We start from the raw sequence: 26,125 nt of genomic DNA, 5'->3' as shown, positions 1-26,125 counted from the left end.
CAAGATCAGACGATTCACACTGAAATTCGTTGGCCGTCGACGCCGAAGAAGTGCAGGTGCCCCGGTTCCGGATGCAGGCGCACGCGGCTGCCCTTCTCGGGCGGGTGCCGTCCGTCGGCCCGGGCAACGATGGGCCGGTCGATCACCTTGCCGGAACCCGTGATTCGGCCATACAGGTAGGCGTCGGCCCCGAGCTCTTCGACGACGTCGACCTCCATCTCGACGCCGAGGTTGCCCAGCTCGAAGTGTTCGGGACGGACCCCGACGACGACCTCGTCCGCTGCGTCGCCGATCTCGCGGGGTAGCCGAATCGGCCAATCCCCCAGCGACACCGAGGAGTCCACGATCGGAAGCGTGAACAGGTTCATCGCCGGTGACCCGATGAAACCCGCGACAAAGACGTTGCCGGGATTGCGGTAAAGCTCGCGGGGCGTGGCGAACTGCTGCAGCACGCCGTCGCACAGCACCGCGACGCGATCGCCCATCGTCATGGCCTCGACCTGGTCGTGGGTGACGTAGACGGTGGTGGTTTCGAGCCGGCGCTGCAACGCCGCGATCTGGTTGCGGGTCTGCACCCGCAGCTTCGCGTCGAGATTGGACAGGGGCTCGTCCATCAGGAACACCTGGGGGCGACGCACGATCGCGCGCCCCATTGCCACCCGCTGGCGCTGCCCACCGGAAAGGTCCTTGGGTTTGCGATCCAGATAGGGTTGCAGGTCAAGCAGTTTCGCCGCCGCCAACACCCGCTCGCGGATCTCGGCCTTGGGGGTTTTGGAGATCTTCAGCGCAAAGCCCATGTTCTGCGCGACCGTCATGTGCGGATAGAGGGCGTAATTCTGGAAAACCATCGCGACATCGCGATCCTTGGGATCGACGTGGGTGACATCGCGCTCGCCGATCCGAATCCGTCCGGAGTCCAGGGTCTCCAGGCCGGCCACCATCCGCAGCGAGGTCGTCTTGCCGCATCCGGATGGTCCGACTAGCACCACGAACTCGCCGTCGCCGACGGCCAGCTCGAGGCCATCCAGGGCCGGCCGGTCCGCGCCCGGGAAACGTCGCGTCGCCCCCTCGAAAGTCACCGAAGCCATGCGCTACCCACCGAGCCCGGTGACCGCGATACCGCGCACAAAGGAGCGCTGCGCGATCGCATAGATGAGGACAAGCGGCACCATGATCAGCATCGAGGTTGCCATGATTATCGGCCAGCGGGCTACGTATTCGCCGCGCAGCCGGACGAGGCCGAGCGTCAGGGTCGCCAGGCTGTTGCGCTGCAGCATCAGCAGCGGCCACAAGAAGTCATTCCACACGTTGACCCAGGTGAGCACCGCGAGCACCATCACCGCCGGACGCGCATGCGGCAGCAGAATCCGCCAGTAGATCTGCCACGGCGAGCAACCGTCCAGGATCGCGGCCTCCTCGAGATCGGTTGGCAGCGTTCGGAAGAACTGCCGCATCAAATAGGTGCCGAACGCGCTGCCGAACAGGCCCGGCACGATCATCGCCCACGGCGTGTCCACCCACCCGAAGGTTCGCATCAGAATGAATTGCGGGATCACCGTCACGGTCAACGGCACCATCAGCGTGCCCAGGTACAAGACGAACAACGTGTCGCGGCCGCGGAACCGCAATCGCGCGAACGCGTAGCCGGCCAACGAGCAGAAGAACACCTGCCCGGCCGTGACGCACCCGGCGTACAACACGGTGTTGAAGAACATCCGCCCGAACGGCATCAGCGAGAACACCTCGGTGTAGTTGGACCACCGCGGGTGGGCGGGCAACAGCGTTGGCTCGGTGACCTCGCCCTCCCGCTTCAGCGAACCCGACACCGCCCAGGCGATCGGAAACAGCCAACACCATGCGATGCCGATCAGGGCGGTGTAGACCAGCAGCGCGCGAAGGACATTGCGCTTGAACACCCGATCAGCCGAGACCACTGGAAGCCTCCCGAGAGCGCTGCTGGGTGAGCCGCAACTGAAACACGGTCAACACCAACAGGATCGCGAACATCACCCACGCCAGTGCCGACGCATAGCCGAATTCGAGGAACGAGAATGCATGCTGAAACAGCATGATGCCCAGCACATAGGTGGCGGTCTCCGGACCGCCGTTCGCGCCGTTGAGGACGTAGCCCAGGTCAAAGGCCTGGAACGCGTGGATGATCGAGATGACCAACACGAACGACATCGCCCCGCGGATCAGCGGCACGGTGATGGACACGAACTGCCGGATCTCCCCCGCCCCGTCGATCTTGGCCGCCTCGTAGACGGTTTCCGGAACCCCCTGCATCGCGGCCAGCAAGATGACCGTCGCGAAGGGCACGCTGCGCCAGACGCTGACCATACACAGCGAGAACATCGCCCACCGGGGGTCGACAAGCCACGGGATGGGGCCGATCCCGATCCAGCCGAGCATGATGTTGAGCAGTCCGTTGTCGGTGTTGAAGACAAACTGCCACACGACGGCCATCACCACCGACGAGATGGCCAGCGGCATGAAGACGATCGTCCGAAAGATGCCGATGCCCTTGACCTTTCGGTTCAGCACGCCGGCGACGACGAGGCTGATAAGCAGGGTGGGCACGACGGTCCCCAGGGTAAAGATCACGGTGTTGCGGATCGCGATCAAAAACAGTGGATCCGAGGTGAAGAGATCTTCGAAGTTCTTCGTTCCCACGAACTTTGGTGGCCGGAAGACGTCCCAGCTCTGGAAGCTCATGTAGAGCGAGAACCCGAGCGGGAAAAGCATGAACACCGCGACCGCGGCCAGGTTGGGTGCGACGAACATGCGACCGGCCCACGCGCGGCGCCGCATCGGGCGGGGTCCGTTGGGGCGTTTCGCGTCAACCGGCGCGGAGTCGACCGATGTCATGGGGTGCGCAGCACCTCATCGAGGGCGCCCGACATCCCCGCCAGCGATGTTGCCGGACGGGACCCGCGCAGGACGGGCCCGAAGTTGCGGTCCATCAGCGCGGCGACCTTTTCCCAGGCCGGGGTAACCGGCAGCGCCTCCGAATGCGCGGGCCCCTCGGTGAGCACGGCGAGGTTGCCGACCCGCTGGTGGGCGTCGGCGAATCCCCTCGAGTCGAGTGCGGAGCGCAGCACCGGAACGAAAAGGGAGGACTCCGCGATCAACGCCTGCCCAACGGGACCGGTCGCGAACTTGACGAACTCCCAGGCCTGCTCCTTTCGTTGACTGCTCGCCGAGATGGCCAGCCCGGTGGTGCCGATGTCGGAGGCGGCGGGCCGACCCTGGCGGCGCGGTCCGACCGGTAGCGGCGCGACGTCGAAATCCAGGCCGTCGGCTCGCATGAACGTCTGGTACCTCCAATGGCCGCCGAGGGCGATCGCCGCCTTGCCCGCCGCGAACAGATCGGGCGTCGACATCGACTGCACCTCAGACGCGTTGGGCGCCACCCGGTGCCGGTTTGCCAGGTCGGCGTAGAACTGGATCGCCTCGATGAACGCCTCATCGTCGAAATTGAAGTGGGTCGGATTCATGCGCGGGGTGGCCCACGGCACGCCGTTGTTGATCGCGAACAACCCGGCAGAGTAGAACGAAACCCACGTGTTGACGAAGCCCCACTGGCTGGTGCGGCCCGAACCGTTGCGCTTGGTCAGAGCGCGTGCGGCGGCAAGGAATTCGGCGAAATTCCACGGCTGCTCCCAGGTTCGCGGCGGCGCGGGCACACCCGCCTCGGCGAAGAGCCGTCTGTTGTAGAACAGGTAGTTTCCCGACCATTGCTCGGGGAATGCATATTGTCCGCCGTTGAACGTGAACGTCTCGTACAGGGCCTCGATGCTGTCGGACTTCAGTTGCGCCGCGAAAGCCGGGTCCCGCGCCAGCAGGGTGCCGAGATCCAGCAACACCCCCCGGTTAGCGAGCTCCGCGTAAGTCAGTTCCCACGCCATCAGTACGTCGGGGCACTTGCCGCCGGCGCAAAACGTCGACAGCTGCTGCATGACGCCCGGCGCCGACAACACCGCGCGAACCTTGATGTCGGGATGGCGGCGCTGGAATTCGTCGACGATGCGCATCCGGGCGTCGCGCTCGTCCGGATTGGCCGAGAAGAAGAAGGTCAACGCGTCGTTGTCGTCGGCGGCGCAGCCGGCGGGCCACGGTGCCAGCGCCGCCGCGGTGAGCGCGCCGGCGCCGCGCAGCAGACTCCGCCGTGCGATCGGCTTATCGAGCATGATGCTCCCGATCTTGCCCCGCGACCGGCCAGCGCGGCAGTGCGAGAACGGCCCGGCGCAGGCCCTCGGCGTCGCCGGTGATGTCGATCGTGTGAATGCGGTCGTCGGTTCCGATCCCGATCCGCAGCATGACCTGGGGACGCCCGCGCGGCGCGATCACGACGCCCGGGGCGCCGTCGATGAGCAGGACGACTCCCGCCCGCGCCCGCAGGGCGAACCGACGGGTCTCCTCGGCCACCTCCCGTGCGCCGCGCACCTCGGTCGGCACGTCGCCGGGAACCAGCGTCGGATCGACCCGGCGGAGCACGCCGGGCGCGAGCAACTCGAGCAATCTCGCGATATCGCCGCCGCGGGAGGCGGCCAGGAATGCCTCCACGATCTCGACGTGCTTCTCCACGCGCCGAGGTTCGGCGGGCGCGTAGCCCAGCAGTCGGGCGCGGGCCCGACTTGCCAGCTTCTTTGCGGCGGCCGGCGACCGCTCCAGGACATCCGCGATCGTCTCGAACGGCATGGCGAACACGTCGTGCAGCACAAAGGCAACGCGCTGGGCCGGTGAGAGTCGGTCGAGCACGATCAGCAGCGCGCGACTCACCGAGTCGGCAAGCAGCGCGTCCGTGTCGGCTGGCGCCGAACCGGTCCCCGCCAGCCGGTCCAGGTCCTCGGTGTCGGCCAGCGGTTGTTCGCCGCGCCGCTTGCGCGCCCGAAGCTGGTCGAGCGCCTCATGCGCGGTGATCGTCGTGAACCAGCCGGTGAGGTTCTGGACGGCGCCGAAATCCGAGCGACTCGCTTTGAGCCAGGCCGACTGCACCGCGTCGTCGGCGTCGGCGGCCGAGCCGAGCAGCTGAAACGCGACCGACCTCAGATGCCGGCGATCCGCGTCGAACCGTTGCGCGAGATCCTCGATCCTTTCCGGAGCGCTCAAAAGGTCACCTTTTCCGCATGGGAGTCGTCAAGCAGATGACCACATCCATCGAACCCTCTGTCGCAAAGGAGACCCAGCACCATGACCCTACCGATTGTGCGCCCCACCAGGATTGACCAATGAACACGACATTCATCGCGGTAACTGTGACCACCGCGGTCGTCACCGCGGCCATTGCCGTCGCAGACCTCGTTCCCGCCAAATTCGTGCTAGCAAACTCGGCCGAGGTCGGGGTGCCACGGTCCTGGCTGCCGGCGCTAGGCGCGGCGAAGCTGGCCGGCGCCGCCGGGCTGATCGTCGGGCTCCTGGGGCTGCGGGCCTTGGGAATTGCGGCCGCCGTCGGTCTGGTCCTGTTCTTTGTCGGTGCGGTGATCACGCACCTGCGGGCCCGCATCCTCTACAACATCGCGTTTCCCGGTGCCTTCTTGTGCCTGTCGGCCGCGGCGCTGGCGCTGATGGTCGCCCACTGAGCTACGTCGGGCAGGGAGCGAGGTCAGGAGGGGAAATACCGGATCCGGTCGATCGTGTCGGCCCGCCGGACCACATCGGCGAACACGATGCCGCGCCCATGATCCGAGTTGACCGAGACCGCGACCGTCGTACCCGCGCCGATCACCTTGCTCCAGCTGGCCCCGGCGAGTTGCTCGACGAGTTCGGCGGGGTCACGCGGATCGTCGTCGCCCAAAGTTATTGCGGCACTGGATGATAGTGAGCACAAAGCGGCGGACAAGTCTTTGCGTGCGACGGCGCCGAGGAAAGCCTCCGCCATTCTCTTGTGCCGCGCCCCGACCCGCCGAAAGCCGGCCATGAAGCCCGCGGTCCCCCGCCACCCCTGATTGGCAACCAGGCCCCGTGACAGCTGCAGGGCGGGCGTCACGGCTCGGGATCCGCGCCGCAGGAACTGCAGCATCATCGCGGGCAATTCCCAGTAGGCCCGCAGCTCGCCAATCTGCCACTGGCCGTTGGCTTCTCGGAGGTCATAGCGCAAGACGGCGGGGATGTACATCGTCACGGCCGGACCCATCGACACCTCGAGCTCGAGGTCACGCAGCACGGTGGTGCCGAAGACGATGTCGAGATCGCGATGAAAGGCGATGTCACGCGGCCCGACGAAGGTGTCGTAGAAGCGACAAATCTGCTCGCGCCCCACATGCGGCCGCGAGCCGACCGGGTCCTCAACCCGTGCGTCGGCGGTGAACACGCCCACCCAGCCGTCGCGGTCATGAGCGGCGACCGCCTGCGGCGAGCGCTCCACCGCGGCAAGCAGACGCTCCCGGTCCAGTGGCACCACCATCAGCGGCTCTGCACCAACTCGATGTTGGCGGATCGCATCTCGGCCAGGGCCGTCGCGGCCGAATCGGGCGCCACGGCCGCGGTGAGGTCCACGATGACGCGGGTGGTCAGATCAGCACGGGCAGCGTCTTCGGCGGTGCGCCGGACGCAGTGATCGGTGGCGATTCCGACCACGTCGACCTCGTCGACATCGTGCTGTCGCAACCAGTCGAGTAGCGGTGTCCCGCTCTCGTCGACCCCCTCGAAGCCGCTGTACGCGGCGGCGTGGGCGCCTTTACGGAAGACCGCCTCTATCGGACCGGTGTCGAGGTCAGGATGAAAATCGGCACCGAAGCTGCCCGCGACGCAGTGCGGCGGCCACGAGGTCGAAAAATCCGGCTCGTCGGAAAAGTGGTCGCCCGGGTCGATGTGAAAGTCCTGGGTGGCCACGACGTGCTGGTAGCCCGGCCGGCCCGCCAGATAGTCGTTGATGGCTGTGGCCAGGGCCGCGCCGCCCGCTACGGCCAGCGAGCCGCCCGCGCAGAAGTCGTTTTGCACGTCGACGATGATCAACGCTCGCACGCGATCCAGCGTATCGCCGCCGGGCTTCGCACCGGCACGACCGCCGACAGCTGGGGCGATGCGGCGTCGGTTTGTTTGCCGAAGCGTCGGGTAACCCACCTGCCATGTTGATCCGCAGAATCGCACGACCCCTCTTGTCCGTTGCGTTTATCGGCCAAGGCGTCGAATCGCTGCTCAACCCCAAGTCGGCGGCGGAAGCCGCGGCCCCCGCGGTAGACGGCCTGCAGTCGCTGCCAGATCCGGTGGGCAGCAAGATTCCCAGCGACCCCCAGACGTTCGCGCAAATCACCGCGGCCGTCCAGATCGGGGGCGGCCTGCTGCTCGCCACCGGCAAGCTGCCACGCGTCGCGTCGGCCGCCCTGGCGTTGACAGTGCTACCGGCCAACCTCGGCACGCACATGTTCTGGACCGAGAACGACCCGCAGCGCAAAGCCGAGTTGCGCCAAGCATTCCTGAAAGATCTGAGCCTGGTGGGCGGGCTGGTGATCGCGTCCGCGGACACCGCCGGCAAGCCGTCGCTGGGATGGCGCGGGCGCCACGCGGCCGCCCGCCTGTCCGAGCGGGTGTCATCGGCGCTGCCGGGCTCGCAGGACACGCTCGACGCCGACTTCGGCGAACTCGGCGAGAAAATCGTCCACGGCCTGCAGCTCGGAGCCGAGCGCGGGCGCGAGCTGGCGACCACGGCCGCCGAGCGAAGCGCGCCTTACGCCGAGGCCGCACTCGAACGTGGCCGCGAACTGGCGAGTACCGCCGCCGAGCGAAGCGCGCCCTACGCCGAGGCCGCACTCGAGCGCGGGCGCGAGCTTGCCAGCACCGCCGCCGAGAGAGGCGCGCCACTGGCGAAGAGGGCACGCAAACGCGGCGAGGAACTCGCAAGTACGGCGGCCGAAAAGAGCGGGCCGCTGGCAAAGAAGGCGCGCAAGCGTGGTGAGAAGCTCGCCGATACGGCGCGAGCGCGCGGCGTGGAGCTCGCCGATACGGCTCGGGCGCGCGGCGTGGAGCTCGCCGAGGCCGCCCGCCAACAGGGCAGTGAATTGGCCGACACCGCGCGTGACCGAGTCGGCGGCGGGGTCAGGACCCGTCGCCGGCGTCCCTGGTAGCCGCACGGTCGTTCTGGGACCGGTTGGCTCGACGCTGCTTGGCGCGGTGTCGGGCGTACAGCGCCCATGACACCGCGACGACCGCGAACGAGGCGAGCTGGACGCCGACCACCCAACCCGCCGGGTAGATCACCCCGGTGATGTAGTGGGCGATGAATCCGTCCGCCGGCAGCGGCCCCATTCCGGCGCGGGCGCGGGCCCAGCGTTCGAGCCAGGTCAACGGGCAGTCGACGCGTTGGGCGGCAATGGCTATGCCCCAAATCACCGCCGCGGCGTGCAGCCAGATCGTGCGCGGCCAGCGAAGCGCGAGGAAACCGCCGACGACGACGTAACCGATGAAGGCGAAGTGCAACAGGACGACGAGCCCGACCACGGATTGGTACATGAGGTCTATCCGCCCGAGTTCCACTGTGGCGCCCAGCTTTTCAAGAAGGCGTCGACGATGGTGCCGACGCCGTGTTCGATGTCGACGGTGACGCCACGCTCGTCGGCGCCGAGGGGTTCCAGGATGTCGAATTGCGACCGCAGCAATGCCGGCGGCATGAAATGGCCGGTCCTGGCCGACATCCGGCGGTTGACCACTTCCGGTGAACCGTTCAGGTGCAGGAATTCGACGCCTGGGCAGTGCGCGCGCAATCGGTCGCGGTATCGGCGTTTGAGCGCCGAGCAGCTCACCACCCCGCCGTCGCGGTGGCCGGCCAGCCACTGACCCACCCGCTCCAGCCACGGATAGCGATCGTCGTCGGTGAGCGGTTCGCCGGCGGTCATTTTGACCACGTTGGCCTTTGGGTGCACGGTGTCGGCATCCACGAAAGGAACCCGCAGGCGTTGTGCGAGCGCGGAACCCACCGTCGACTTGCCGGAACCGGACACACCCATCACCACAATGGGTGACGGCGCGGCATCGGGGGCCGGGGTTATGTCGGATCGCCGAGGTTGCGGTTCCATTCCACCCAACCAACGCCGGTGCGGCCGTCCGGTGTGCTGACGGCGGCCCAGGCGCGCGGGAAGTGGCTCACCCGCCCGTCGGCGGCGACCAGGCGTACCGGCGCGTGGCCGCGCACGTCGATGTCCGCGGTGATGCCGCCCGGATCGAGGGTCAGCGTCGCGTTCAGCGGTAACCCGTTGGCGCCGAACGGTTCCCGAGAGCCGACGGTCTGCAGCTCGCTCACCTTGCCGTCCGCGCCCTGAACGTAGCCGATGCTGAAAGCGGGTGCGCCGGGAATCCGGATGTTCACGCCGTGCAGGTGCGTGCCGTCGTCGAGATGCAGCGCGCTCCATATCCAATCCATGCTCCACCAGTCGCGCACGCCCCACGAGTGGTCGCGCTGCCCCGGGACGGAGTCGACGCGGTAGCTGATGTCGTTGACCGTGACGGTGCCCGAGACGGTGCATGGGATCTCGTACCGCGTCGTGAGCCGGTAGGTGTACGGGGTGCCGTCGGTGGCCCACACCAAATGCATCGTCATGTCGACGGGAGTTCCGGGCTCGCCGCGCAACAAGGCCGCCGGGTCGTCGTAGGCCTCGGCCCGGGCCCGGACGTCGACGCTGTAGGTCTGCAAGGGCGCGGCCGCGCAGTGGCGGACCTCGAAGGCGTCGGTGTTCAGCAGCCACGGGTCCGCCGGCAGCGGGACTTGCGTGTCCACGGCGACCGTCGGTATCTCGGGCCCGCACAGCAGTGCATGAACCCATGCCGTCCGCTGGTTGGCCACCAGGCCGATGCGGAACCAACCGCCCAATCCCTGTGCCGCATCGGCGAAGTCGGCATACCAGCTCTCGCTCCACAGCGGCTCGTCGGTCGGCGGGTGTGCGAGCTCGTCGTCCGCCGAGGGGCGCAGCGGCTCCGGCACCGCGGCTTTGGGCAGCGTCGCCAACGCGTCGGTGTCGAGCACATGGTCACAGTGCCGTTCCAGCATCGTCATGAACATCCGGTCACCACGTTCGGTGCGTTCCACCAGCATGGACGAGACGATGGCCATCATGACGCCGAAAAAGCTTTGCCGGCGCACACCTTCGGCGACGTCGTCGACGGTGAGGGGCGCCGCCGGTCCCAGCGCATCGTGGTAGGCGCGCAGCAACGCGTCGTACCCGTCGCGGCGATCGCCGGTCGACAGCGCACAACCGAGGAAGTACGCCAGGTCGGTCAGTGCCGGACCCCAGGACACGGTCTGCCAATCCACGACAGTCAGCGGGCGGTCGGCGTCGGCGGTACCGAACAGCATGTTGTCCAGCCGATAGTCACCGTGCACCAGGCCCTGAATTCGGTTCGGTTCGGATTCCTGTGCCAGGTACCCGTCGAAGGCGGCGATCAGGTGTTCGCACACCGCGCGGTGCTCCGCGGCGATCCGGTCGCCGTAGCGCTCGATGAATCCGGCGTAGAGCTGGGCGATCATCGCCTGGTTGAGCGGCGCGTCCCGGTTGAGCCAGGGCGCTTCGGCCAGTGACGTGTCGCCGAGCAGTGGGCCGTGCAGCCGTCCCAGTTCGGCGACGGCCAGGGTAGCCTGTTCGGTTGTGGCGCCGGCGATTTCGTCGCCGACGACCGCCGGCCCGGCATCGCCGAGAAGCAGGTCGAAAGCTCCGGTCGCGGTGTCGATCGCGGCGTGGTAGCACGGCGCGATCGGCCCGCCGAGCCGCGGCGCTATGTCGCCGTAGAACCGGACTTCGCGCTCGTAGAGGCCCAGCGCCAGGCCGGTCTGCCGGCTCACCGGATCGGTTGCCGCGACCTTCAGCACGACCGAGTCCGGTCCGGGCGAGTCGGCGGCGTAGTCGAGCCGGACGCGGTAGCACTCGCTCATCTGGCCGGTACCGATGCGCTCGACGGCGAAACCGGCGACACTCCCGGCGCCGATGGCAGCGGTCAGCCAGGAGGCGCTGAGGTCAGCGGGGCGTTCGATGACTCGTTCGGTGTCGGCGTGCATGGGGGTCAGCGTGCCAGTTCACTGCGCCAAAGAGAAGCCGTCCCATGCCATCCGGCGCTGCGGGTGCGGGTCGAACTCGATGCGGCTCTTGCGGTCGAAGACCATGACGGCACGGTCCTCGGAGGTGTAGGCGGGCCAGTCGTCGCCCGGCACCCCGGTGCGGCTGAAGCTGTGCCAACGCCGCTGCACCTGGTTGCTCACTCGCAGCGCGGCGCGCTGATCGGCCGCGGCGGTCAGTAACGCACCGAACCTGGTGCGATAGAAGTCGAAGACGGCCAGCAATTCGGTGGCGTGGGTGGCTCCCAAGCCCGACCACCGCAATGTCCGCGGGGCGTAGTCGTACCGGTACAGATAGGTGGGCGCGTGGCCGCCGTGGGCCTCGGCGATCTGCCAGGCCGCCGAGCTGAACGCGAAGTCGCCGCCGAGCTGCACGCACGCCGAGGGCGACGGGTAGTCCGGGTAGGCGGCGGTAATGCGTTCGCGGGCAGCCGGTTCGGTGTCGGCCAGCAGCTCTTCGATCATCGTTTCGTTCGTCGGCAGCATCCGCAGGAAGCGGGTGAACAACCGGCCCTCTTCGGCGTTGGTGCCGACGATTAGCGGGACTCGGTGGGCCCGGCCGGTGCGCATCGCCTCGACGGGGTCGACGGGCAGGCAGTCGTCGCCGATGACCGGCCCAATCGGAAAGGCTCCCAGCCGTTTTTGCATACCCTGGTCGATCAGCCGGTCCTGCGTGTCGACCAGTTGGGCCGCGGAGGCCTGCATCAGCGCGTTGGCGGCGTCTTGGGTACGGGTCCCGAGGAGGTTGGCGAACCGGATGGCGAACTCGTCGGCAATCTCCTTCGACCGCACCAGGCCCGACGCCGGGCTCTCCGAGATCGCCCGGGCGAACAGGCCTTCGGCGGCGGGCACCGCCAACAGCGTGGCGGTGATGCAGGCGCCCGCGCTTTCACCGAAGATGGTGACATTGTCCGGGTCGCCGCCGAACTCCGCGATGTTGTCGTGGACCCACTGCAGGGCCAGCACCAGATCGCGCAGATACAAGTTGCTGTCGATGGTGACGTCCGGTGTCGACAGCGACGACAAATCCAGACAGCCCAGCGCGCCCAGCCGATAGTTGACCGAAACGTAGACGCAACCGCGTCGAGCCAGCGCGGCACCGTCGTACAGCGGGGTCGCGGAGCTGCCCATGATGTACCCGCCGCCATGAAAGAAGACCATCACCGGCAGCCGTTCGGCGGATTCGGGGCCGGATTCGGGTGCGACGACATTGAGGGTGAGGCAGTCCTCGCTCATCGGCTGGTACTTGCCAACCCCCAGCATCGTGTAGCGACGCTGTTGGGGCGCGCAGTTGGCGAAGCCGTGACAATGCCGCACACCCGACCAGGGCTGGGCCGGCTGCGGCGCCCGAAAGCGCAGCCTGCCCACCGGGGGGCGAGCGTACGGGATGGATCGCCAGCGGTGCACGCCGTCGCGGGTGAAGCCTTCAACGATGCCGGCGGCGGTGCGTGCGCGGATGCTGCGCTGATGCATAACCCGACGGTAGCCGACACTACGTACGTAGGGCGGGCGGAGCACCTAAATCCGGTGCGTGGCGGCTAGCCTGACGGAATGCGGATCACCGCGCTGATCGCCCTGTCGCTGCTGATCGCTGGATGCTCCCACGCCGGCAGCAGCCACTCGGGGCAGACGCAGCCCCCCAACACCACAGCGGTATCGGGCTTCTCGCCGACAGCCGCCGGGCCCTCGTCGAGCAAACCTCCCGCGCCGTCGACGGCGCCCGCCGCCGGGGCGGCGATGCCGGACGTCATTGCGTGGATCGAGGCCGGTCATCCCGCCGATCCCGGTCGCTATCACACCGTGACGCGCGACGGGGTCGCCACGCCGTTGGGTAACGACATCGCCTTCACCGCCGCGACCGGCAAAGTCGTGTGCATGACGGACTCCAAGCACACCGGCAACGCGCTGGCCTGTCTGGTCGACCTCGCCAATCCCCCGCCCCGGCCCGAGACCGCCTACGGCGAATGGAAGGGCGGCTGGGTCGACTTCGACGGCACGAAACTGCAGATCGGGTCGGCCCGTGCCGACCCGGGTCCATTCGTCAACGGCAATGGACCCGAGTTGGCGAACGGGGACTCGCTGTCGTACGACGACAATCGCTGTCGCGCCGACGAAACCGGACTGTTCTGCGTGAACTACGCCCACCAGTCGGCGGTACGGTTCGCCGCCGCCGGCGTCCAGCCATTCGGTTGCCTGCGGTCGGTGCCGGCGCCCGACGGCGTCGGCGTTGCGTTCAGCTGCTGAGCCGCGCTAGGTGATCGTCGCGAAGAGCTGGCTCATTTCGTCGGCCGGACCGCCGGGCACGGTGTAACCGGTTTCGTCCCGGATCTCGCCGAGATGATCGCGCACATCCTCGATGGACAACGCGGGCCTGTAGAAACCCGTTGTCCTCCCGATGAAGAAGCGCGCGACGTGTCCGGCGCCGACGGTGTAGATCTCCCCGGAAACGGGGCAATCGTGGTGTGCCAGGAAGGCCACCACGGGAGCCACCAGCGCCGGGTCGAGCTTCCGAAGGTACTGGCCCACAAGGTCGTCCAGTACCGCTTGCGCTGATGCGTCCCCCTGCAGACCCGCGCCGTCGACGGAGTGCGCCAGCATTCGGGTGTAGGCGATCGGGGCGACAGCGTTCACCTTGATGTCGTGATCGGCCCCCTCGGCCGCCAGGACGCGGGTGAGGCCGATCAAACCCGTCTTGGCCGCGCCGTAGTTGCTCATGCGTTCGGCCCCAAGGATTCCGGCGGCCGAGCAGGTGTTGACCACCCTGCCGTAGCGTTGCTCACGCATGACTTTCCAGGCCGGCCGAGTCACGTGGAACGCGCCCTTCAAGTGCACGTCCAGCAGGGGCTCGAGCAGGTCGGCGGTCATGTCCTCGAACGGCGCGTCGCGCACGATCCCGGCGTTGTTGATCACGATGTCCACCCGGCCCCAAGCGCGAATGGCGGTGTCCACGATCGCCTTTCCGCCCTCAGGAGTCGTCACGCTGTGGGTATCGGGGACGGCCTCGCCCCCGGCTTGGCGGACCTCCTCCGCGACCGCGTCGGCCGCGCCGCCATCCGAACCGTCGCCCGTCACCGAGCCGCCCGTGTCGTTGACCACGATGCGCGCGCCGCGCGAGGCGAGGAGCAGGGCATATTCCTTGCCCAATCCCCCGCCGGCGCCGGTGATCACCGCGACCCGGTCGTCGAATTGCACCGGGTTGGTCACCAAGTGACCGGCAACTCTTTCATCCCGTAGATGTCGGCGTCCTTGAACCTCAGCTCGTCCGGCGGTACGGCCAACTTCAGCGACGGCAACCGGCGCGCCAGTGTCGCGAACGCGACCTGCATCTCGACTCGGGCGAGGTTCTGGCCGATGCACTGGTGCACGCCGTAGCCGAACCCCAAGTGTCCGCGGGTGTTTCGATCGACATCGAAGGTCTCCGGATCGTCCACGAAGGCGGCATCCCAGTTTCCGGCGGGCAGGTTCATCACCACGTATTCCCCGGCGCGGACCAGCTGCCCGCCGATCGTGAGGTCTTCGGTCGCCACGCGATCGACCTGGCTGTGCACGATGGTGAGGTAACGCATCAGCTCCTCGACGATGTTGGCGACGGCGGCCCGGTCGTCGGTTTGACCGAGCCTGGCGTAGACATCGGGATGTTGCAGCAGCGCAACGGTTCCCAGCGAAATCATGTTGGCTGTGGTTTCGTGGCCCGCCTGCATCATGATCACGCTGTTCATGGCGGCGGTCGCATGATCGAGCCGATTGGTGGCCACGTATTCAATGACGAGCCGGCTGATCAGGTCGTCGCCTGGTTCGCGCTCCTTGCGCCCCACCAACTCCTCGATATAGGCGTACATGGCACCGAACGCCTGCGCCTTCTCCGCGTCGGAGGACTTCTGGTCCAACCCGGTGGTGGTATGCCGCTGGAAGAGCCCGAGATCTTCGGGCGGCACCCCCAGCAGCAGCGCGATCACCAGCGACGGCACCGGCAGGCCAAAGCTGCGCACCAGGTCGGCCGGTGGCCCGTGGCCGATCATCTCGCCGAGATAATGATCGACTATTTCCTGGATCTGCGGGCGCATCGCTTCGCAACGCCTGAAGGTGAAGTTGCTGGTCATCATGCGCCGCAACCGCTGGTGCTCGGGATCGTCTGTCCGCGCGAACATCACGGGGATGTTGTTGTCGGCGTCGGTCGGCATGATCGCGTCCGGAATGGTCTTCGCGGACAGGCGCGGATCCACCAGCGCCGCCCTGATGTCCGCGTAGCGGCTCACCACCCAGGCCGGATGTCCGTGGTACATCGCCCGGCGCAACCCCGGCTCCTCCCGCCAACTCGCGAATTCGGCGGGCGGCTTGAGCGGGCAGTGCGCCGCCCGCGGCACCGGAAGCACGGGGACTTCGGTATCGGAGCACGAGGCGGAAGTTGTTGGCGTCACCGGCGCTTCCCATTAAGTGGCAGATAGCTGTCAATTGCATGAGCGTAGAACTCCGGCAATTGGCAGTCAACTGTCAGTTAAGCTGTCTTGGTGACCGCCATCGAGGACCGGCCGCTGCGAGCGGACGCCGCCCGCAACGCCGAGCGCATCCTGCGCGCCGCGCGGGCCGTCTACGGCGAGCTCGGACCGGATGCGCCCATCGAAGCGGTCGCCCGGCGCGCGGGTGTCGGCGAGCGGACGCTGTACCGCAGGTTCCCGGCCAAGGCCGACCTGGTCCGCGCGGCCCTGGATCAGAGCATCGCCGAGGATCTGATGCCGGCGATCGAGCAGGCGCGGCGCGCGGACGACCCGCTGCGTGGCCTGAACGAATTGATCGGGGCGGCAATAGGACTCGGCGCACGCGAACGTCACCTGCTGACCGCCGTGCACCGGGCCGGATCGCTGACCGCGGACATCTCCGACTCGCTGAACCAGGCCCTGCACGAGCTTGTTCGGCGGGGCCAGCGGGCCGGGCTGGTGCGCGCCGACCTGGTCGCTGACGATCTTCCGCGCCTGATCGCGATGCTGTATTCCGTGCTGCCGACGATGGATCCGGGCAGCGATGGCTGGCGACGCTACGTTGCCCTGGTTCTTGACGCGATATCGATCGCCGAGGCAAAGCCGCTGCCGGCCGTCGCTCCCTGGCGCGTCTCGGAGCCCAGCAGCTGGCGTTTGTGAGCGATCTAGTTGATGGTCACCCCGGCGTCGACCTTGAACTGTAGCCCCGTCACGTATCTCGCCTCGTCCGATAGCAGGAACAGCACCGCGTTGCTGACGTCGGCGGGCTCGACAGCCGGCGTGGGCATCGCGTTGACGAAGATGGGGATCAGGTCGGACCGTCGCTCGCCCAGGAGGGGCCCGAACGACGGCGGGACCATCCCGGTGGGGACGCCGGTCGGAAGCACGGTGTTGACGCGAACGTTCTGCGCGGCAAGTTCGTTGGCCAACGCGAGTGTCAGGCCGACGACGCCGTACTTCGCCGCTGTGTAGGGCGCCTGCAGCGGAAAGCCCTTGACGGCGCCGGCGGAGCTGACGTTGACCAGGCTGCCTCCCCCTTGTTCGAGCAGGTGCGGTATCGCCGCCGCGCAGGTGTTCCACACCCCGATGAGGTTCACGTCGACCACCGTGCGCCACTGATCGGCAGTGGTCCTGTCCCATGACGCGACCGTGAGCACGCCGGCGTTGGCCACCGCGCCGTCCAGTCCCCCCAGTTCGCCGACCGCGTCGTCGACAGCCGCGCGCAGCCGCTCTTCGTCGCGGACGTCGACAACATAACTCACACAGCGACAGCCGATTTCGTTGACCAGCCGTACCGTTTCGTCGAGGTCTTCCGTGCCGGCCAAGGGGTACTCGATCTGCGGCAGGGACTGGCAGATGTCCATCAGGATGAGGTCGGCGCCCTCCTCGGCGAGCCGCAGCGCATGGCTGCGCCCCAAGCCGCGGGCCGCCCCGGTGATCAGGATGCGTTTACCGGCGACGCGGCCCCGCTTCGATTCCGCCATGCGCCTAGTGCTCGTTCCACATCACGCCGCGCATCGTCGCGGATAGCGGGATGTCCTCCACTGCGACCAGGCCTTGGGGCGCGCAGCATACCCAATCGATCGCGTTGACCGCCCGGCCCGCCGTTGAAATGCAGCCCGCTTCAGTGGCATCAAGGACGGGATGGGAAACGTGAGTGTTTATCTCCACCCGCGGTTCACCCGCTACGACGACGCGGTGCACACCGGTGTGGCCCTCCGGGGGGAACTCCCAGTCGGGCGCTGCGGCCGAGGTAAGCCTTGTCACGTGCTCGAGGGTGATCACCGGCTCCCCGTCGCGCACGCCCTCGGTGGCGAACCGAACCGCGGCCATCTGGCCGGGCTCGACCGTCATCATCGTGCAGTCGATGCGCTCGGGCGTATACCAAGGTTCGCAGCGCTGGCGCACGTCGTCGAGTTTGATGTCGAGATTGTCCGCCAAGCTGCGCACCTGACCACCCCACATCGACACGATCACCCCGGGCAGGAACATCATCGGCGAATCGTCGTCCGCGGTGGTTCCGAAACCCATTGCGGCACCTGTGAACTCGGCATCATCGTAGTTTCCGTAGTCGAAGATCTCCTGCACGGTGATCGACGAGACGCGGGTGGTCAGGCTGACCGCGGAGTGCACCAGTGTGTCGCCCGAGAAGCCGGGGTCGATGCCGTTGACATACAACGACGAGTTGCCCTCCGCGCAGGCGCGCTCCAGGGGCACTCGCAACCAGTCGTCGGCGTGGTGGGGCGCGACAAGCCACACCATCGACGTACCGACGACGTTGGTCCCCGCCGCAAGGAATTTCGCCATCTGTTCGATGGCCTCCATCGGCCGGGTCTCACCTTGCGATGTGTAGACCACGCAGTCGGCGCCGAGGCCGACCAGGGCGTCGACGTCGTCGGTGGCGACGATGCCGGTCGGTTGGTCCAGTCCGCACAGCTGCGCTGCATCCCGGCCGATCTTGTCAGCGCTGGCGGCGTGCACGCCGACCAATTCCAAATCTGGCCGGCCGATGATCGCCCGCAACGAATGCCGCCCGACGTTGCCGGTCGAGAATTGGATGACTCTGCGCACGGTGACCTCATCTTCATTGGTGGGTGAAGACCCATCATGACGCGTTGAATCGCGGCCCGGGTCAGTAGTCCGGTATCGGCAGCGGCGAATTGTTCGAGTCGATGCCGCCGTCGACATGGAAGGTCGCGTTGGTCGCATAGCAGTCGCGAGTGCAGAGATAGACCGCTAGCCGTCCGAGGTCCTCGACGTCGCCCAGCCGATGCAGCGGCGTGGCCTCTTGCATCTTCTCCAGCGACCCGGGCATCAAATCCAGACTCCCCCGCAGGCCATCTGTGGCGAACGAACCCAGGGCAATGGCATTGACGCGAATTTTCGGCGCGAGTTCCTGCGCCATGGCGCGCGTCAGGGCCTCGAGACCACCCTTCGCGACGCAGTACGCGGTCAACGCCCGAATGCCGAACCGCGCCGAGCCCGACGAGATGTTGATGATGGAACCGTGCCCGGCACTGAGCATGTGCGGGGCCGCGAGCTGACTCATGATGAACGCGGAGGTCACACACCAGTCAAACGTGTGCCGGAAATCCTCGTCGGTGATGTCCAGAAAACGCGCGTAGGTAGACCCGCCGACATTGTTGACGAGAATATCGATGCGGCCCAAGCGCTCCATGGCCGTGTCCACGACGCGTTGCCCGTCGGGACGACTCATCGCGTCCGCGACGAGCGCCAGGCCCTTGCCGCCCGCGGCCTCAATACCCTCAATCGTGCCAACGATATCCGCTTCGGTGCGCGCGGTCCCCACAACCGTGGCCCCGGCCTCCGCCAGCACCCGGGCGATGCCCGCCCCGACACCTTTCCCGGCACCCGTGACGATCGCGACCTGTCCGTCCAGCCGGAATTGCTCCAATGCCATGCCGGGCTCCTTCGGGATCGTGCGTAGGTGCGCCGTTCAATCTATGACTCTTGCTGACTACAGTCAACGAATTTGTGGGATCGTCATCCGTGTCGGCGCCGACTCCGCGATAGTGATCAAGTTGTGCAAGCCTTTTTGGCAAGAACACGGCATAATGATCTGTTAGCCGCGATGCTCTGGTATGAGTCGGGTCAACCGTGAGGAAAGAAATGGCTGTGACGGACCGGGTGTCTGCGCGAGAAGCCAAGCGCCTGCAGACGCGGGAGCGCCTGATGGGCGCCGCGATCGCGGAGTTCGCGCGCGCCGGGATGGCCGAAGCGGACGTGAGCGCCATCGTGGCCGCCGCGGGAGTCGCCCACGGCACCTTCTTCTTTCACTTCCCCACCAAAGAGCATGTGCTGCTGGAGTTGGAGCGTCGCGAAGAGGAGCGCATCGCCAAGCAATTCGCTCAATTCCTGAAGTCCAAGCATGATCTTGGCTCCGCCCTCAACGAGGCCGTCCGCCTGGTGATCGGATTGGAACGCCGGCTGGGCTATCACCTGTTCAATGACTTTCTCGCGCTGCACTTCTCGCAAACTCGTCCGCCCACCGAAGACGGCAGGGACCACCCTTTGGTGGTCTTGGTCGCCCAGGAAATCGCGCTTGCCCAAGAGCGCGGAGAGACGGATCCGCAAGTCAATCCCATGAACAGCGCGGTGTTCTTCCTGCTGGGTCTCTACTCTCTCTTGATCACCACGAACCACTGGCCCACCGGTCACGATCTACTGGAGGACTACGTGGCGAGGATGCTGCGAAGCTTGCAGCCTTGAACCGTGCGGCGAAACGCCTGCGCCGCAACGCCCGTCGCTACGAGCGCACCAGCCCGCGCAACGGCACCAGGCCGAGCTCCTTATGGGTGAGGAACCCCGGCGCGGCCTCGCACACGGCCGGAACCGTATTCGCCGGGCCCATTGCGGTCCAGGTGTAGCCCGGCTTGGGGTAGTTACCCCGTGGATCCGCCGGCGCCTGCAGGATCAGCTCGGTGGGTTCGTCGCCCTCGATCACGATGCGGTAATGATAGTGTCCGCCCCAATCCGGCTGCGGCTCAATGGCATCGTATTCGTCCATTGTGTACATCTCGTGGAAGGTGATGAGCGGCTTACCGTCGACCCACGTCGTCCACTTGTGATGCTGGGAGGCGACCGTGCCCTTCCTGATCGAGCCCTTGAAGCCGGGCATGTCGCTCGTCGGTCCCCCTTCGTACGGGATGTCCCGGGTGGCTGTTCCCAGTTCGACCTCGGTTGTGTACCTGTCGACGGTCATCCCGAGGCCGTCGACCACCATGGCCATCGACTGGGCGAACAGCGGCCAGGCGTTGCCCAGCAGATTCGGCCCGGCCCGGAACTCTTCGGGAGTGTTCCCCATCCCCATCTCGTGCAGGTACTTCAAGGTGTCCTTGCCGAAATTCACCACCTCGTAGATGTGGATGGCGTCGATCCGGCTCACGATGCGGGCCAGCGTCAGGACGAGCAGGTCTCCGGCGAACCCCGGGTTGACACCGCCCGCGTGGAATGACGTCCCGCCCTCGTGGCACGCTGCGTCGATCTTGTCGATATCGGCCTGACTGTGCTCGGTGCGAAACCACCACGCGCCGCCCGACGCAACGACATTCTTGCCCGAACGCAGCAGGCGGCAGACCTCGTCGGGATCAGACCACAGCGGCGCGTAGAAAACACAATCGGCGTCAATCGCTTCAATCGCCGACTTGTCGGTGGTGGCTAGCACCCCGATCGGCGCGACACCGACGAGCTCGCCGGCGTCCTTGCCGACCTTCTCCGCGCGGTTGCAGAGCACCCCCACCACCTCGAAGGCGGGATTGTGGGCAAAATGACGGAGCGCGACCGTCCCGACATTACCTATGCCCCACTGGATTACGCGATACTTCCGCTCCGCAGACGATTCGGGCGTCATTGCAACTCCTTTGGCCTGAGAGGCTGAGCGCTCGCTGAGCGTAGGCGTTTCGCCGACGCCGTGTCAATGGCAAACGTCCTGACTGCTGTCAGTGGATAGTCGCGGAAGCGGTTCGGTGATCCCAGCCGGACCTCCGGATATCAATGTCGCATCGCGGCTGCTCGGGCATGCACACCAACCCCTGGCGATCCCATCAACCTCTGTTGCTGACTAAAGTCAGCCTGTTATAGTGCACCCACCGCTCAATCGGCGTCGATTAACGGGGAGGGTTCGTGAATCTGCCGAAGCTGCACCAGCGCGCCGCCGCCCCATCGGGGCCGACGTTCGACGAGCACGCGGAGCAATCGCAGCTCGCGCAGCGCCGAGCCGACAGGTGGCTCATCTCCGGCAGCCTGCTGATCGGCAGCGCGGCCCTAGGCGTCTTTGGGCTTCCGCTATTCCTCTGGGGGGTCCGGTTGTTGCGTCGGGCGCAACGGGACGGGCTCTCGGTTCGTCCGATGCTCGTTACGTTGCTTGGCTACCTGGTCATCATCGACGCGGCGATCAACGCCGTCGGGTGGGAGCTCGACCTGGTGGCCAACCACACCCTGCTCGCCCGCGTCCTGCTGAACGGCTGGGGCAACATGTTCGATGCCGGCTACTTCTGGCACTACAACGAGTTGTGGATCGGCGGCGCGGCGGGCCCCGGCGAAAAAGCCTGGGAGGTAGGGCTAATCCTGACCGTCTTCACGATGCGCATCGCCGCGGCCATCGGCTTCCTGCAGATGAAGCGGTGGGGCCACCAGTGGATGGTCGTCACCTGCTGGATGGGGGTGGTCATCTGGATCGGCTATGTCTTCAACATGACGATGTTCGCCGACGTGCGCTTCGCCGGTGTCGTGCTGCCGGTCGTCGGGTGGTGGCTCTACGACATCTTCTACATCACCCCGTTCCTCGCCATCCCGTATCTGCACACCGTCAACCGTGAACTCTTCACCGACTGATACGCGGCAACCACAGCTGAATTCGATGATCAGGAGGTCGGATCGTGGGCTATCTCTGGGAAATCCTTCGCTACGTCGCCGCTTGGGGCGGCACGGGCCTGATCATCTGGTTTTGGTATTGGTTGTTCTCCAACATCGGCACGTTTTGAGCGGCTCCCGCGATGGCTGAAGGGTCCGACCTCCATGCGATGGCGCTCGAAAGACGTTGTGCCGTGACGGCGGTGGCGTTGAGTGACCGCCGCCGCGAAGGCGCCCGGCTCGTCACGGGTGAGCGGCGCCGCTTCGGTTTGAATGCTGGGCTGACCTTCGTCCATATCCCCTACCCCGCCATGGCCGATTGGACGTGCAGGACCCTGACATGCGGTGTGGCGCTGCAATGTTCGCCGTCCAAGGAACGCATCACCGAATACGGGCTGAACGAGCTGTCCGCACGCGAACTGCGGGCGCTCGCGCTCGTCGAAGCGGGCGTCGCCGTCGGCTGGATAGGCGCGCGTTGGCCCGGCCTGCTACCCGAGCTGCGCCGGTTACTACCCGAAGTCCGCGCCGACGCCGGCGACATGAACGCCGAGGAGATGCTCAACCGCGCGGTCGCACTGGCCGCGACGGGTGGAGCCTTGACGACCCATCCGCTACTGGGCGACTTGCCGATGGCCTACACGCTGCCACGGGGATGGACCGACAAGTTGCGACGCAGTTTCGGCAGGATGCCCTGGACGACAACGCAGCAACGGGTTCCGCGGCCGTATTCGGTCCCCGTCGGCGGCGACGGCGGCGTCCGCAACCCCAACCTGCCTCCGCCGAGCCGTCCGCAAGACAACGATCTCGACCTCACCCCGCAACACCGGCCCGGCATTCCCTACCCCGAATGGAACGCGTGGACGCAGCGATTCATGCGCGACCACGTCGCCGTCGTCGAGACCGCGGACACCCGCAGCGTCCGCGGGCCGGCGCCCGTGACCGTCGACGTCCGCAAGTGGTTCGAAGAACACACCCACCGCGCGATGACGAACCGCCTCGAAGACGGCTCCGACCTCGATGTCGACGAATACGTGCGCCACTATGCCGATCTCACGACCGGCGAGGCCAAGGAGCCAAGGATATTCCGCGACCTGCTGCCCAGCGGCCGCGACGTCACCACGGCATTGCTGCTCGACGGCAGTTCGTCGCTCGGGGTGCATGGCGGGCGAATCTTCCGGCTGGAATTGGCTTGTGCCGATGCGCTTTCGCGGGCGATGACGCTGGCGCGCGAGCGTCATGGCGTCTTCGTGTTCACGGGCAACACCCGTCATCGAGTCGAAGTGCGCCGCCTGAAGGACTTCCACGACCGCCGGTTTGTACCGCCAAGCGGGCTGGGGCTGTCCGCCCGCGGATACACCAGACTCGGTGCGCCACTTCGCCATTTGACAAGCCGGTTGCTGGCGCAGCCATCCGAACGGCGCCTGCTGATCGTGATCGGCGACGGCCTGATCTCCGACGAGGGTTACGAGGGCCGCTATGCCTGGGCGGACGCCGCGCACGCCGTCGAGGAGGCCAGCGAAGCCGGGGTGTCGATGTATTACGTGGGCGTGGGACCGACCAGAGTCGATCCCCTCCCGGAGGTGTTCGGTCCTCGCCGGTCCCAACGGATTCGGCGCATCGAGGAGCTTCCGCGGGTACTGGCCCATGTCCATCGTGAACTGGTCGCCGCATGAACGCCGCCACCGATACCTATTCCGCGAACGGCAACGAGGTCGAGCTGTTCGAGCAGGCCTTCCAGCGGCGCCTGCCCGTGATGCTCACCGGTCCGACCGGGTGCGGCAAGACCCGGTTCGTCGAGCACATGGGCCTGCTGCTGGGGCGGCCCGTCGTCACCATCAGTTGCCACGACGATCTCACCAGCTCCGATCTCGTCGGGCGCTTCATGGTGACCGGCGGCGACGTGGTGTGGACCGACGGCCCGTTGACCCGGGCTGTCAAGGCCGGCGCGATCTGCTACCTCGACGAGGTCGTCGAAGCCCGCCACGACTCGTTGGCGATCCTGCATTCGCTCACCGATCACCGGCGCTCGCTGTTCCTCGACCGCGCCGGCGAGGTGGTGCAGGCGCCCGACGGCTTCATGCTGGTGTGCTCGTACAACCCCGCATACCGCAGCTCGCTCAAGGAGCTCAAACCGTCGTTCCGCCAGCGGTTCGTCACGCTCGCGATGAATTATTTGCCGCCCGACCGCGAGGCCGAGGTGATTGCCGCCGAATCCGGAATTCCCGTCGCGACGGCGCGGCGACTGGTCGATTGCGCCCTCGCGATCCGCACCGCAGACGAAGCCTTTCACTTCGAGCCGCCGTCGACTCGGGTGTTGGTCACGGCCGCGCAGCTGATCGCGGCCGGCGCAACCGAATTGGATGCGGCAGACGCCTGCATACTCGCGCCGCTGAGCACCGACGGCGCGGTCACCGACGGTCTGCGTGAAGTGGCGGCGGCCAGCCTGGCCGCCGCGAAAACTTAGAAAGGAGCCGGTTGGCATGGATCTGAAAGAGCGGAAACGCAAGAGGGCGCTCATCGTCTTCCAGATAATGATCTACGGCTACTTGGCGGTGATGTTCGGAATCCAGCTCTATATGTCGTTTGCCCGCGGGTGGTGGGATCTGTGAATCTTCCTCTGCTCAACCGGCTTTCAGGCGGCTCGGTCAGCCTGGAGCGTCACCACGACGAGTCCCGCCAGGCACAGCGTCGCGCCGACAAGTGGATGATCGCCGGCGCGGCCCTAATGGGCATGTGGGCTCCGGGGCTGATCGGATTCCCCATCTTCATGCGTGGGGTCTGGCTGCAGCGTCAAGCCCTGCGCGCCGGGCTGTCGGTTCGGCCAATGATCGTGACACTGATCGGCTATCTGGTGCTGATCGACGGAATGCTCAACAGCCTGGGCTGGGCGCTCGACTTAGTCGCCAACCACACGTTGATCAACCGGGTGCTGATGGTCGGGTGGGGCAACATGTTCGACGCGGGGTACTTCTGGCACTACAACGAGCTGTGGGTCGGCGGCGCCGCCGGGCCGGGCGAAAAGGCTTACGTGGCGGGGCTGATCCTGACGGTGTTCTCCATGCGAGTGGCCGCGGCGATCGGGTTTTTGCAGATGAAGCGGTGGGGCCATCAGTGGATGATCATCACCTGCTGGATGGGCGTGGTGATCTGGTCGGCCTACGTGTTCAACATGACCATGTACGCCGACGTGCGGTACGCCGGCGTCGTGTTCCCGGTCGTCGGCTGGTGGCTCTACGACATCTTCTACATCACCCCCTTCCTGGCCATCCCCTATCTGCACACCGTCAACCGCGAAATCTTTACCGACTAGGTTTAGGAGCACTGCGATGACCGAACCGTCAGCAACCAAGGAAAAGGACAAGACTCCAGATTCCGAGAAGCTCGAGCCGGGCACGACGCCGTACTACGCGCGAATGCACAAATGGATCAAACGGGCCGTCTTGGTGTGCCTGGTGGCGCTGGTGATCGAGGGCGCGTTCACGCTGCCGTTCATGGCGGTCTACTACGGCTACCCCACGCTCAGCCTGACCGAAATCTGCAGTGAACTCTTGAAGATTCGGTACTCGAACGACACCTTGGAGTGCAAGTACCCGTACCCGCCGCTCGGGCCGCCCGAGGGCGCGGAGGGCAAGGCCACCGCACAGGACGTGTGGGGCATCCAGCCGATACCGAAGTATCACCGGCTCGGGTTCCGCGAACTCGTACGGATTCACGACGAACGACTCGCGCGGCAGCACGCAGCGGCGCACCCGTGATCGCCGACTGAAGGAAATGCGATGACGACGGACGATCAATCGCCTCTGCTCCATCACGTCGTGTTCGCCGTGGCACCCGAGCGACATGCCACCGCGGCACAATTCTTCACCGACCTCGGATTCGTCTTCGAGAATTTCCAGCTGGCCGAACTGGGCGTGGACATTCACCTGGACTGGAATCGCGGTATCGAGCTGATCAGCGCGATGCCGGAATCGACGGGGTCGGTGGCCGCTTCGGTGAACAAGTTCCTGGAAAACCACGGCGACGGCGTGTACAGCGTGGTAATCCGGGTCCCCGCGGCCTCGGCCGCCGAAGACGTCGCCGCGCGCTACGGGGCGGCAACGCGATTCCGGCAGAGCTTCGAGGGCGAGGGCACCTTCCTCGACGAAATCGACTTGTCGGTTTTGGGCCTGCCGTTGACGTTCCTGGGGACCAATATTCCGTGATCACGCCCGCGCGTCCACGGGTGCGGTATCCGCAC

29 protein-coding genes are annotated in these 26,125 nt (G+C 66.5%); 12 read left to right on the top strand and 17 right to left on the bottom strand.

Going from position 1 to position 26,125, the window contains the following annotated elements:
* Positions 1 to 14: 14 nt before the first annotated feature.
* From A5747_RS21445 to A5747_RS21425, 5 genes are read right to left on the bottom strand one after another with little or no spacing between them, the layout of a single operon-like run.
* Positions 15 to 1,088 (bottom strand): ABC transporter ATP-binding protein, encoded by a 1,074-nt coding sequence (locus A5747_RS21445; protein ID WP_076128082.1) that lies wholly within the window; start codon positions 1,086 to 1,088, stop codon positions 15 to 17.
* Between the two features lie 3 nt (positions 1,089 to 1,091).
* Positions 1,092 to 1,934: a carbohydrate ABC transporter permease gene (locus tag A5747_RS21440; RefSeq protein WP_076128079.1), complete on the bottom strand. Its 843-nt coding sequence runs from the start codon at positions 1,932 to 1,934 to the stop codon at positions 1,092 to 1,094.
* Positions 1,921 to 2,811, bottom strand: coding sequence for a carbohydrate ABC transporter permease (locus tag A5747_RS21435; RefSeq protein WP_233148107.1), 891 nt, complete (start codon positions 2,809 to 2,811; stop codon positions 1,921 to 1,923). The genes A5747_RS21440 and A5747_RS21435 overlap by 14 nt, the downstream gene beginning before the upstream one ends.
* Before the next feature lie 53 nt (positions 2,812 to 2,864).
* Positions 2,865 to 4,190 carry a sugar ABC transporter substrate-binding protein gene (locus A5747_RS21430; RefSeq protein WP_076128075.1) on the bottom strand — a complete coding sequence of 442 codons (1,326 nt, stop codon included), beginning with the start codon at positions 4,188 to 4,190 and terminating at the stop codon, positions 2,865 to 2,867.
* A complete protein-coding gene (locus tag A5747_RS21425; RefSeq protein ID WP_076128073.1) occupies positions 4,180 to 5,112 on the bottom strand; it encodes a sigma-70 family RNA polymerase sigma factor in 933 nt (310 codons plus the stop codon). The genes A5747_RS21430 and A5747_RS21425 overlap by 11 nt, the downstream gene beginning before the upstream one ends.
* 119 nt (positions 5,113 to 5,231) lie before the next feature.
* Between A5747_RS21425 and A5747_RS21420 the strand changes: the two genes are divergently transcribed.
* Positions 5,232 to 5,582, top strand: coding sequence for a DoxX family protein (locus tag A5747_RS21420; protein WP_076128071.1), 351 nt, complete (start codon positions 5,232 to 5,234; stop codon positions 5,580 to 5,582).
* 23 nt (positions 5,583 to 5,605) lie between these two features.
* On the opposite strand, the gene A5747_RS21415 is transcribed toward A5747_RS21420, so the two are convergent.
* Both A5747_RS21415 and pncA read right to left on the bottom strand, forming a co-directional pair.
* Entirely contained in the window at positions 5,606 to 6,406 is an 801-nt protein-coding gene (locus A5747_RS21415) for a ketosteroid isomerase family protein (RefSeq protein ID WP_076128069.1), read from the bottom strand.
* Positions 6,406 to 6,966 (bottom strand): pyrazinamidase PncA, encoded by a 561-nt coding sequence (gene pncA / locus A5747_RS21410; protein ID WP_083700588.1) that lies wholly within the window; start codon positions 6,964 to 6,966, stop codon positions 6,406 to 6,408. Before pncA ends, A5747_RS21415 begins: the two co-directional genes overlap by 1 nt.
* A 104-nt stretch (positions 6,967 to 7,070) precedes the next feature.
* Between pncA and A5747_RS21405 the strand changes: the two genes are divergently transcribed.
* Positions 7,071 to 8,066 carry a DoxX family protein gene (locus A5747_RS21405; protein ID WP_076128067.1) on the top strand — a complete coding sequence of 332 codons (996 nt, stop codon included), beginning with the start codon at positions 7,071 to 7,073 and terminating at the stop codon, positions 8,064 to 8,066.
* Here the strand turns inward: A5747_RS21405 and A5747_RS21400 are convergent.
* The 4 genes from A5747_RS21400 to A5747_RS21385 are packed head-to-tail and all read right to left on the bottom strand — an operon-like array spanning position 8,038 to position 12,514.
* The gene (locus A5747_RS21400; protein ID WP_076128241.1) at positions 8,038 to 8,451 is read right to left on the bottom strand and encodes a DUF2784 domain-containing protein; all 414 of its coding nucleotides are present in this window, start codon (positions 8,449 to 8,451) and stop codon (positions 8,038 to 8,040) included. The genes A5747_RS21405 and A5747_RS21400 overlap by 29 nt on opposite strands.
* A gap of 5 nt (positions 8,452 to 8,456) precedes the next feature.
* Positions 8,457 to 8,945 (bottom strand): gluconokinase, encoded by a 489-nt coding sequence (locus tag A5747_RS21395; RefSeq protein ID WP_083700581.1) that lies wholly within the window; start codon positions 8,943 to 8,945, stop codon positions 8,457 to 8,459.
* A gap of 38 nt (positions 8,946 to 8,983) precedes the next feature.
* The gene (locus A5747_RS21390; RefSeq protein ID WP_076128063.1) at positions 8,984 to 10,984 is read right to left on the bottom strand and encodes a phosphotransferase; all 2,001 of its coding nucleotides are present in this window, start codon (positions 10,982 to 10,984) and stop codon (positions 8,984 to 8,986) included.
* An 18-nt stretch (positions 10,985 to 11,002) separates the two neighbouring features.
* Positions 11,003 to 12,514, bottom strand: a complete 1,512-nt coding sequence (locus A5747_RS21385) for a carboxylesterase/lipase family protein (RefSeq protein ID WP_076128061.1) — start codon at positions 12,512 to 12,514, stop codon at positions 11,003 to 11,005.
* 78 nt (positions 12,515 to 12,592) lie between these two features.
* Between A5747_RS21385 and A5747_RS21380 the strand changes: the two genes are divergently transcribed.
* On the top strand, positions 12,593 to 13,285 hold the full coding sequence (locus tag A5747_RS21380) for a hypothetical protein (protein ID WP_076128059.1): 693 nt from the start codon (positions 12,593 to 12,595) through the stop codon (positions 13,283 to 13,285).
* 6 nt (positions 13,286 to 13,291) lie between these two features.
* Here the strand turns inward: A5747_RS21380 and A5747_RS21375 are convergent, their stop codons facing one another.
* Both A5747_RS21375 and A5747_RS21370 read right to left on the bottom strand, forming a co-directional pair.
* Complete coding sequence (locus tag A5747_RS21375; RefSeq protein WP_083700580.1) at positions 13,292 to 14,245, bottom strand: SDR family NAD(P)-dependent oxidoreductase; 954 nt, start codon at positions 14,243 to 14,245, stop codon at positions 13,292 to 13,294.
* A complete protein-coding gene (locus tag A5747_RS21370; protein ID WP_083700587.1) occupies positions 14,242 to 15,324 on the bottom strand; it encodes a cytochrome P450 in 1,083 nt (360 codons plus the stop codon). Before A5747_RS21370 ends, A5747_RS21375 begins: the two co-directional genes overlap by 4 nt.
* A gap of 225 nt (positions 15,325 to 15,549) precedes the next feature.
* On the opposite strand from A5747_RS21370, the gene A5747_RS21365 reads away from it, so the two are divergent.
* The gene (locus tag A5747_RS21365) at positions 15,550 to 16,176 is read left to right on the top strand and encodes a TetR/AcrR family transcriptional regulator (protein WP_076128053.1); all 627 of its coding nucleotides are present in this window, start codon (positions 15,550 to 15,552) and stop codon (positions 16,174 to 16,176) included.
* Between the two features lie 5 nt (positions 16,177 to 16,181).
* Here the strand turns inward: A5747_RS21365 and A5747_RS21360 are convergent, their stop codons facing one another.
* The 3 genes from A5747_RS21360 to A5747_RS21350 form a co-directional block, all read right to left on the bottom strand.
* On the bottom strand, positions 16,182 to 17,000 hold the full coding sequence (locus A5747_RS21360) for a mycofactocin-coupled SDR family oxidoreductase (RefSeq protein WP_076128051.1): 819 nt from the start codon (positions 16,998 to 17,000) through the stop codon (positions 16,182 to 16,184).
* Between the two features lie 4 nt (positions 17,001 to 17,004).
* The gene (locus A5747_RS21355) at positions 17,005 to 18,087 is read right to left on the bottom strand and encodes a dihydrodipicolinate reductase (RefSeq protein ID WP_076128048.1); all 1,083 of its coding nucleotides are present in this window, start codon (positions 18,085 to 18,087) and stop codon (positions 17,005 to 17,007) included.
* 61 nt (positions 18,088 to 18,148) lie between these two features.
* Positions 18,149 to 18,937, bottom strand: coding sequence for an SDR family NAD(P)-dependent oxidoreductase (locus A5747_RS21350; RefSeq protein WP_076128046.1), 789 nt, complete (start codon positions 18,935 to 18,937; stop codon positions 18,149 to 18,151).
* Positions 18,938 to 19,146: 209 nt separating this feature from the next.
* Between A5747_RS21350 and A5747_RS21345 the strand changes: the two genes are divergently transcribed.
* The gene (locus A5747_RS21345) at positions 19,147 to 19,746 is read left to right on the top strand and encodes a TetR/AcrR family transcriptional regulator (RefSeq protein WP_076128044.1); all 600 of its coding nucleotides are present in this window, start codon (positions 19,147 to 19,149) and stop codon (positions 19,744 to 19,746) included.
* A 37-nt stretch (positions 19,747 to 19,783) separates the two neighbouring features.
* Here the strand turns inward: A5747_RS21345 and A5747_RS21340 are convergent, their stop codons facing one another.
* On the bottom strand, positions 19,784 to 20,887 hold the full coding sequence (locus A5747_RS21340) for a dihydrodipicolinate reductase (RefSeq protein WP_076128041.1): 1,104 nt from the start codon (positions 20,885 to 20,887) through the stop codon (positions 19,784 to 19,786).
* 272 nt (positions 20,888 to 21,159) lie between these two features.
* Here A5747_RS21340 and A5747_RS21335 point away from each other — a divergent pair, with 272 nt between their 5' ends.
* The 7 genes from A5747_RS21335 (at position 21,160) to A5747_RS21310 (ending at position 26,090) form a co-directional block, all read left to right on the top strand.
* Entirely contained in the window at positions 21,160 to 21,870 is a 711-nt protein-coding gene (locus A5747_RS21335) for a hypothetical protein (RefSeq protein ID WP_076128038.1), read from the top strand.
* Between the two features lie 161 nt (positions 21,871 to 22,031).
* Complete coding sequence (locus tag A5747_RS21330; protein ID WP_076128036.1) at positions 22,032 to 23,561, top strand: nitric oxide reductase activation protein NorD; 1,530 nt, start codon at positions 22,032 to 22,034, stop codon at positions 23,559 to 23,561.
* Positions 23,558 to 24,352 (top strand): CbbQ/NirQ/NorQ/GpvN family protein, encoded by a 795-nt coding sequence (locus A5747_RS21325; RefSeq protein WP_076128033.1) that lies wholly within the window; start codon positions 23,558 to 23,560, stop codon positions 24,350 to 24,352. Before A5747_RS21330 ends, A5747_RS21325 begins: the two co-directional genes overlap by 4 nt.
* Before the next feature lie 16 nt (positions 24,353 to 24,368).
* A complete protein-coding gene (locus tag A5747_RS25660) occupies positions 24,369 to 24,497 on the top strand; it encodes a hypothetical protein (RefSeq protein WP_255376723.1) in 129 nt (42 codons plus the stop codon).
* On the top strand, positions 24,494 to 25,198 hold the full coding sequence (locus A5747_RS21320; RefSeq protein WP_076128030.1) for a hypothetical protein: 705 nt from the start codon (positions 24,494 to 24,496) through the stop codon (positions 25,196 to 25,198). The genes A5747_RS25660 and A5747_RS21320 overlap by 4 nt, the downstream gene beginning before the upstream one ends.
* A 16-nt stretch (positions 25,199 to 25,214) precedes the next feature.
* Complete coding sequence (locus tag A5747_RS21315) at positions 25,215 to 25,643, top strand: hypothetical protein (RefSeq protein WP_076128028.1); 429 nt, start codon at positions 25,215 to 25,217, stop codon at positions 25,641 to 25,643.
* A 21-nt stretch (positions 25,644 to 25,664) separates the two neighbouring features.
* On the top strand, positions 25,665 to 26,090 hold the full coding sequence (locus A5747_RS21310; RefSeq protein ID WP_076128025.1) for a hypothetical protein: 426 nt from the start codon (positions 25,665 to 25,667) through the stop codon (positions 26,088 to 26,090).
* Positions 26,091 to 26,125 lie beyond the last annotated feature (35 nt).

It is taken from the genome of Mycobacterium sp. IS-836 (assembly GCF_001954275.1).
Lineage (GTDB): Bacteria > Actinomycetota > Actinomycetes > Mycobacteriales > Mycobacteriaceae > Mycobacterium.
Note: the sequence above shows the minus strand (reverse complement) of the source record. Positions and strands in the feature narration are given on the sequence as shown.